Origin of the sequence: Humidesulfovibrio sp., assembly GCF_035560995.1 — a bacterium.
Classification (GTDB): domain Bacteria; phylum Desulfobacterota; class Desulfovibrionia; order Desulfovibrionales; family Desulfovibrionaceae; genus Humidesulfovibrio.
The window spans coordinates 1-5,258 of record NZ_DATMYK010000017.1 but is presented as its reverse complement, the minus strand read 5'-3'; the positions used below and the strand labels follow the sequence as shown (position 1 = coordinate 5,258).

Here is a 5,258-nt window from a genome sequence, read left to right as displayed (position 1 = left end):
GGGGCGACCTTCTCCAGGATTTTATAAACCTCGCGCAGGGCGGGGCTGCTGCCGATGATGCCGTCGATGTTGAGCGCCATTGATCCTCCATGATGGCAGACGCAAGAAAACGACGCCCCAAAGGCGTGTTCACTCACTGTCAATGAAATGACAGCCTGTCAACCATTTTCTAGAGAATATTTAGCCGTGCGTTGCGAATGAGGCGGAATTGACCTCAGGTCCGGCTAAAATTTGCGGTGGGCATGGTTTTGGCTGGCCTGCCGTTCCGTTTCCCTCCCGGCTCAAATGAGCCGGGAGGGAAACGGAACCAGAGGGATTCCAAAGGGCCAAGGCCCTTTGGCCGCCAGAGGCTCTTCTCTTTTTCTACCCGGCCAGCCTGCGCGCTATTTCCTTGCTCGGGATCAAACCCGTGGCCGCGGCCGAGACGATGTTGCCGGCCACGCCGGGGCCGTCTCCGGCCACGAACAGGCCGGAAATTGCCGTCTCCAGGTGCGAAGTGGTCTCGATCTGCGTGGCGAAGAATTTGATCTCCGGCGCATAGAGCAGAGTTTCGTCGTTGGCCACGCCGGGCACCACCTGGCCCAGCTTCTCCAGCCCCTCCACCAGGTTCGTCAGAATGCGCTCGGGCAGGGCCATGGCGATGTCGCCGCAGACCACGTTCTTCAGCGTAGGCTCGATGGAGCTGTTCTTGATGCGCTGCCAAGTGCTGCGGCGACCGCGCTTCAAATCGCCGAAGCGCTGCAGGATGGGCTTGCCGTCGCCGATGAGCGAGGCCAGGCGGCCGATGTGCTCGCCATAGGCCTGGTTGTTGGTCACGGGGTCGTTCAGCACCACCTTGGAGAGGAAGGCGAAGTTGGTGTTGGGGCTCTTCTTGTCCATGTAGGCGTGGCCGTTCACGCACACGAAGTCCTGGTAGTTCTCCAGGGCCACGAAGCCGCCGTCGTTGGTGCAGAAGGTGCGGGTCTGGTCGTCGTACTTGCTGGTGCGGATGAAGAAGGTGGGGTCGTAGATGATCTCGCAGGTTTCCTGCATCACCTCGCGGGGCACCTCCACGCGCACGCCCACCTCGATGCCGCGCTGCGAGAGCGCGAGGCCGAGTTCGCGGGCCTGGTTGCCCACCCATTCCGCGCCAACGCGGCCCGGCGCCAGGATGACGGCGCGGGCGGTGTATTCGCCCTTGCTGGTGACAACGCCCTTGATTGCGCCGTTTTCGGCAATGACGCTTTTGACTTCCTCGGAGGTGTGGAAGGTCACGCCCTTGGCCTTCACGTACTCGGTCATGTCGCCGATGAGCCGGGGCAGGTTGTCGCTGCCCAGGTGCTTCTGGCGGATGATCAGCAGGTCGATGCCGGTCTTTCTGGCCTGGGCGCGGATCTTTTTGGCCTGGTCCATGTTGGTGGGGTACACCGGGCCATCCATGCCGAAGCGGTTGAACATGGCCTCGGTCTCGTCGATGAGGGCCCTGGCCTCGGACTCCTCCATGAACTGGGTCAGGTCGGTCTTGCCCAGCTTGTGGATGAAGTTCAGCTTGCCGTCGGAAAAGAGCCCGGCTCCGCCTATTCCAGAGAGGATGTTGCACGGCTTGCAGTGGATGCAGCCCAGGCGGCCCACCGGGCAGTCGCGCCTGCCCGCCTGCTTGCCTTTTTCAAGGACCAGCACGGAAAGGTGGGTGTTCTCGCCCAGCCAGGCGGCGGCGAACAGCCCGGCAGGGCCTCCGCCCACGATGATGACGTCGAAATCCGTGCGTGTGGTCTTGCCTGCGGTCATGGTCGAACCTCGTGCCCAAAAGATTGATGCGGGCGAAAGCGCGCGCGTCTGGAGCTTACCGCCTGTAGCACCGCAAGGGGCGGCTCTGCAAGGCCCCGCGCGCAGGGAAATACGGTCTGGCGGGCGGCCCGCCAATTACGCAGGAAAAAAGTTGCTCCGAGGCTGTAACCGGCTGAAACGGGCAGGCGTCATAGAGAGGTGAAAGGACTCTTTCGTGTCCCTTGGGGAGGGGAGACGATGGAGGACGCCATGCTCAGACTTTGCTAGCGGCCAGCGGCCGCACCACGACGCTTAACCGTTTCGGGCAATGCGTTCTGGTGTTTTATGCCCTCTTTCATTGGCGTGATGGGGGCGCTTCAGGAGATTTTCTATGCAGATCAACTCCTCGACAAGCAGTACAAATTCGATCTTTAACATGGATGAGATGGACACCAAGCTGTCCGCAAGCATCATCAGCGAAAAGGACACCGACAAGAGCGGAACCGTCTCCGCCTCGGAACTCGGGGTCAGTGCGTCTGATGTGGCCCAGTTCGATACCGATGGCGACGGCGTCTTAAGCAGCGCGGAACTCGCCGCGGCGCTCAAGAGCAAGCGCGAGCAGATGCAGGCTTCCATGAGTTCCGAGATGCAGCAGAACGGACAGCTGGGCATGCTGCAGTCCACCCTGAGCGGGGGGGCTTCTCAAGGCGCAGAAGAGCCGCCCAGCCTGGACAATCTCATCTCCGGGCTCTTCAGCGACAGCGGGACCGAGGCCACGGCCGTGAGTGCAGCCAGCGCCAGTTCCTCGTCCTCCAGCAATTCCGGCAGTTCCCTGACGGACTATCTGGAAAAGATGGACGAGAACATGGCCAAGACCGTCATGTCGCTGAAGGACTCCGACGGCGACGGCAAGTTGAGCGCTGAGGAACTGGGCGCCACGGCCGAACAGCTGACCAAGCTGGATACGGACGGCGACGGCGTGCTGAGTGAAGGCGAGCTCACCAGCGGGCTCAAGGCCGAGCGCGAAAGCATGATGGCCGAAAACGGCGGCGTGATGCCGCCCCAGCCGCCGCCCACGGACGGCACGAGCGGCGCAGGCAGTTCGAGCAGCAGTTCGACGAGCAGCGCTTCGGGTTCGGACTCGGCGTCCATCGACGCGTTGATGCAGAGCATGTTCAGCTCGACTTCGAGCACGAGCACGGCCAGCAACGCAGGCAGCGGCACGAGCGCAAGCGCCAGCACCCTGGCGGAGTTCATGCTGCGCCAGCGGGCCAGCAACGCGTATCAGAGCGTGGACAATCTCATCGCTGGGCTCTTTGACAGCGGTGCGGTTTCGCAGTCGGTTTCCCTGGACGCATGAGCCCCAGGCTTGACTGTGGACCCTCCCGGGGGCTGGTCTGGTCAACCGGCCCCCCTTTTTTGACAGGGGCGCATCACCGTGGCTAGAATGCGGGTAGGGTTGGCGCTCAACGGGCGGCGTCGGGGTGGCGCCACAGAGACAATGGAATGAACGACGCCGACATTGTGCGCCGTGTGCTGGACGGGGATGTGAACGCCTATGCGCTGCTTGTGGATGCGCATGCGGCGCAGATCATCGGCATCGCCGCCCGGCACGTGCCGCAGGACAGAGCCGCCGAGGTGGCGCACGAGACTTTCGTGCGCGCCTATGAGCGCCTATGCACCTACAAGGGCGAGAGCCCCTTTGTGCACTGGCTCACGCGCATAGCCCTGCGCCGCTGCGCGGACTTCTGGCGCGGGCGGGGCAAAAACCGCGAGACGCCTTTCAGCGCGCTGGGTTCGGGCGCGCGCGAGTGGATAGAAAGCATACCGGATTCCTCCTGCGAGGGGCTCGACATCCATGCCGAACGCAGCGAGGCCGGGGCGATCCTCGACTGGGCCCTGGCCCAGTTGGCCCCGGAGGACCGGCAGGTGCTCGTCATGACCCATATGGACGGCCAAGCCTTGAACGACGTGGCTGAGCTCATGGGCTGGAGCCTGTCCAAGGTCAAGGTGCGCTCGCACCGGGCGCGGCGCAAATTGCGCGACGTGTTGGGCAACAAACTCGACTAAACCAAAGGAGAGGGTGCGATCATGGACGATGGCAGACTCGACAGAATCGAGCAGGCGCTGCTCCGGCACGGCTCTCTGCGCGCGCAGTCCGTTCAGCTTCCGCAGGACTTCACCGCGCGCATCATGCGCGAGGTGCGCAACAAAGCTCCGCGTTCCGTCAGCTTTTGGGATCTGTTCGGCATTGCCGCCCGGCGCTTCGCGCCCGTTGGCGCTTTGGCCGCCACCGCTGCCTGCGGCTACGCCCAGTTCATGGAGCGCGCGCTGCACCAGGCCGTGCTCTCCCTTTCCATGCATGGCGCCGGGGCCATCACCCTGGCCGGGCTTGTGCCCTGAACGAGGAATCCGGCATGAAACCCTGGAAGGTCTGGCTCCTTGTGGCCGTCATCTTCAGCACCGGCGCCCTGGCCGGAGCCTTCGGCATGCGCGCCTACATGGCCCGCAACCTGCCCCAGCTCCTGGCTGATACGCGCAAACGGCTGGAGGACCACCTGCTTGAGAGCATCGACCGCGAAGTGGGACTGAGCGAAGCGCAGAAACAGAGCATTCTGCCCATCCTGAAAGATGCGGTGCGCAAGGGCGACACGATCCATGCCTCGGTGCGCGAGCAGATGGACAAGGTGCGCCTGGAAGCCGACGACCGTGTTTCCAGCGAACTGAACCCGGAGCAGCGTGTGAAGTTCGCGGAGTTTCGCGCCCGCATGGACAAGATGCGCCACCTTGGCCCCCCGCCCGGACCAGGCATGCCTCCTGGCCCGCCTCCCGGCTTTCCTCCCGGTCCGCCTCCTGGTCCGCCGCCGGAACATGCGCCCGGTCCGCCGCCAGCGGGCGGCACCGCACCAGCCAGCGCACAGCCCAAGTAGATCCGGAAGGTTAGCGCCATGACGACAGAAAGACAGGACAGTTGCGCCCATTGCCCGGCGAAAGAAATGGCTGGCCGGAGGGGCGCATGCTGATCCGCGACGAGGACATCTACCCCGGCCGCGTGGTGATGCTGGACGCCAACCTGTTCGACGTGGACAGCTGCGCCACGGGCAGCCCGTCCACCCGCTCGCACTACTGCGTGTGCCTGGAGACCGGGCCGGAGCGGGTCTGCTGGCTGCCCATCAATTCCGGCAAGAGCCCGGGACGCCTGCCCATCTTTCGCGAGGAGAAGCAGGGCCACCCCAACTGGGTGAACAACCCCAAGAAGAAGTTCTCCCAGGGCGTCAGCTACTACTATCCCACCCAGGTCTGGTGCCTCTCGCCCGAGACGTCGCGCTCGGCCTCGCGTCACGACCTCTCCACCGCTCAAGCGCCCAACCTCGTTTTGCCCGGCTGCCTGGCGCGCATCCTGTCCGACTGCTCCCAGGCCCTGAAAACGGCCCGCAGCCTGCCGCCCGGCTAGGGCGCGAGAGGGATTCGCCGGGATTTCTCCCTTCCGCCTTTGGGTCCGCCATTTGACC

Annotated in this window: 6 protein-coding genes; 5 read left to right on the top strand and 1 reads right to left on the bottom strand. The window is 64.1% G+C overall.

The window, feature by feature from the left end:
* Positions 1–363: 363 nt before the first annotated feature.
* Complete coding sequence (locus VN419_RS00505) at positions 364–1,767, bottom strand: NAD(P)/FAD-dependent oxidoreductase (RefSeq protein WP_325643305.1); 1,404 nt, start codon at positions 1,765–1,767, stop codon at positions 364–366.
* A gap of 415 nt (positions 1,768–2,182) precedes the next feature.
* Here VN419_RS00505 and VN419_RS00500 point away from each other — a divergent pair, with 415 nt between their 5' ends.
* The 5 genes from VN419_RS00500 to VN419_RS00480 all read left to right on the top strand — a co-directional run bounded on the left by VN419_RS00500 (position 2,183) and on the right by VN419_RS00480 (position 5,200).
* Complete coding sequence (locus VN419_RS00500) at positions 2,183–3,106, top strand: hypothetical protein (RefSeq protein ID WP_325643304.1); 924 nt, start codon at positions 2,183–2,185, stop codon at positions 3,104–3,106.
* A gap of 146 nt (positions 3,107–3,252) precedes the next feature.
* Positions 3,253–3,816 (top strand): RNA polymerase sigma factor, encoded by a 564-nt coding sequence (locus VN419_RS00495; RefSeq protein ID WP_325643303.1) that lies wholly within the window; start codon positions 3,253–3,255, stop codon positions 3,814–3,816.
* A gap of 21 nt (positions 3,817–3,837) precedes the next feature.
* Positions 3,838–4,149, top strand: coding sequence for a hypothetical protein (locus VN419_RS00490; protein WP_325643301.1), 312 nt, complete (start codon positions 3,838–3,840; stop codon positions 4,147–4,149).
* A 14-nt stretch (positions 4,150–4,163) separates the two neighbouring features.
* The gene (locus tag VN419_RS00485) at positions 4,164–4,676 is read left to right on the top strand and encodes a hypothetical protein (RefSeq protein WP_325643299.1); all 513 of its coding nucleotides are present in this window, start codon (positions 4,164–4,166) and stop codon (positions 4,674–4,676) included.
* Between the two features lie 86 nt (positions 4,677–4,762).
* Positions 4,763–5,200 carry a hypothetical protein gene (locus VN419_RS00480; RefSeq protein ID WP_325643297.1) on the top strand — a complete coding sequence of 146 codons (438 nt, stop codon included), beginning with the start codon at positions 4,763–4,765 and terminating at the stop codon, positions 5,198–5,200.
* Positions 5,201–5,258 lie beyond the last annotated feature (58 nt).

Bases quoted from the DNA above. Each gene is read 5' to 3' on its own strand.
- VN419_RS00505 (WP_325643305.1), bottom strand. From the start codon at position 1,767: ATGACCGCAGGCAAGACCACACGCACGGATTTCGACGTCATCATCGTG.
- VN419_RS00480 (WP_325643297.1), top strand. From the start codon at position 4,763: ATGCTGATCCGCGACGAGGACATCTACCCCGGCCGCGTGGTGATGCTG.
- VN419_RS00500 (WP_325643304.1), top strand. From the start codon at position 2,183: ATGGATGAGATGGACACCAAGCTGTCCGCAAGCATCATCAGCGAAAAG.
- VN419_RS00495 (WP_325643303.1), top strand. From the start codon at position 3,253: ATGAACGACGCCGACATTGTGCGCCGTGTGCTGGACGGGGATGTGAAC.
- VN419_RS00485 (WP_325643299.1), top strand. From the start codon at position 4,164: ATGAAACCCTGGAAGGTCTGGCTCCTTGTGGCCGTCATCTTCAGCACC.
- VN419_RS00490 (WP_325643301.1), top strand. From the start codon at position 3,838: ATGGACGATGGCAGACTCGACAGAATCGAGCAGGCGCTGCTCCGGCAC.